The following is a 1636-nucleotide window of genomic DNA, read 5'->3' as shown; positions in this document are numbered from 1 at the left end:
GAATGCGTAAGCTAATCTTAAAGCGGATATAAATCCCGTAAAATCGCTTTCTATATCGAAACAAAACGCGTTTTTAGCTTTTAATTTTCCCCCAAGCATGCAAGCCGTTGAAGGATAAATATAATCTTTAGTCGTTGTCGCGCAGATTATGCCGTCTATATCGAGAGGATTCATTCCTTTAATCGCTTCTTTTATAGGCTCTAATACCAAATCGGATGACGATATGCAAGCTCTTTCCGTTTTATAAGAATGTTTACAAGATTTTATATATACCATTTAAAATTTTCCTTTTATAATTTCATGTTTTAATTTAAATATTATTATTAAATATTGCCAATTAAAAAATTCTTCTCTTTACTCCCGAATCGTAAAGCTCTTTCGCTATTTTTTCATTAATTTTAGCGTCCAAAAAGTCATACATATTCAAAACGGCATTTTTCACTCCGTTTCCGCCCGTCTTTCCATGTCCTACAAAAGCTCCGCCGTTTAATCCCAAAAGTATAGCCGAACCTACCGAATCGGAACTCATTTGATTTCTCAAGCTGTTAAAAACGGGTTTCATCATAAGCCCCCCCATAATACTTATTGGATTTTTTTTAATTTCCGTTTTAAGCAAATTAACCATAAGAGTAGCCGTGCCTTCCATCGTCTTCAAAACCAGATTACCGCTAAAACCGTCAGAAATCACGACATCGGCAGAATCCGATTTTAACATATCGTTTGGCTCGATATTTCCTACAAAATTAATTTTTTTAAGTTTTTCAAGCCTTTCAAAGAATCTTTTAGTTTCCGCGTTTCCCTTGCTGTTTTCTTCGCCGATATTCAAGAGCGCCACTCTTGGATTATTTATTTTCAAAAATCTCTTCGCAAAAACTCTGCCCATTACGGCAAACTGCGCTATATAATCGGGCGTGCAATCTACATTCGCTCCCATATCCATCATGCAGAATTCGCCGCCTATTTTCGGAAGAGTTGAAACCAAAGGAGGACGCATAACGCCTTTGATTCTTCCCACTTCGGTTAAAGCCGCCGCTAAAGTCGCTCCCGTATTTCCAGGAGAGAAAAAACCTTCCGCTTCCTTATTTGAAACTAACCGAGCAGCAACCAATACTGACGCGTATTTTTTATGTTTTATTCCAACAGCGGGACTTTCGTTCATATCTATAATTTGATTGGTATGTTTTATATCTATTCTATTTTTATCGTATTTTAATTTTGACAACGCTCGGATTATATTTTTTTCTCCGCCGACTAATATCAAATTAACATCGTCATTTAACGATAAAGATTTGATAGCTCCGCCTACCAATTCTTCTATAGGTTTTTCGCCGCTTGCAACATCTATAGCTAAATTCATTAAAACTCCAGAATTATTTTATTACGCTTCATTATCCTTCGTTTTGAGATTTTGGAGCTTTTATAACTCTATCTTTATAAAAACCGCATTCTGGACAAATTCTATGAGGCATTCTTTCCGCTCCGCATTGAGGACATATTGACAACGAACCTAAAAATCTTTTTTCGTTTGCCGCTCTCCTTGACATTTTTTTTGCTTTCGATTTTCTATGCTTTGGAACAGCCATTTATTAACTCCTTAAAAAATATATTTAAAATTATTTTTTAGTTTTTAATTTTC

General features: G+C 35.4%; 2 protein-coding genes and 1 pseudogene. All 3 read right to left on the bottom strand.

Translation table 11 applies throughout. From position 1 onward, the window contains the following. A pseudogene (locus tag EZH24_RS11440) lies at positions 1-276 on the bottom strand (3-oxoacyl-ACP synthase III family protein); the annotation flags it as partial. 61 nt (positions 277-337) lie between these two features. Then, positions 338-1357: a phosphate acyltransferase PlsX gene (gene plsX / locus EZH24_RS11435; protein WP_137999225.1), complete on the bottom strand. Its 1020-nt coding sequence runs from the start codon at positions 1355-1357 to the stop codon at positions 338-340. A gap of 31 nt (positions 1358-1388) precedes the next feature. Then, complete coding sequence (gene rpmF / locus EZH24_RS11430) at positions 1389-1583, bottom strand: 50S ribosomal protein L32 (protein WP_137999224.1); 195 nt, start codon at positions 1581-1583, stop codon at positions 1389-1391. Positions 1584-1636: the final 53 nt, after the last annotated feature.

This window comes from Brachyspira catarrhinii, from assembly GCF_005518285.1.
Lineage (GTDB): Bacteria > Spirochaetota > Brachyspiria > Brachyspirales > Brachyspiraceae > Brachyspira > Brachyspira catarrhinii.
Note: the sequence above shows the minus strand (reverse complement) of the source record. Positions and strands in the feature narration are given on the sequence as shown.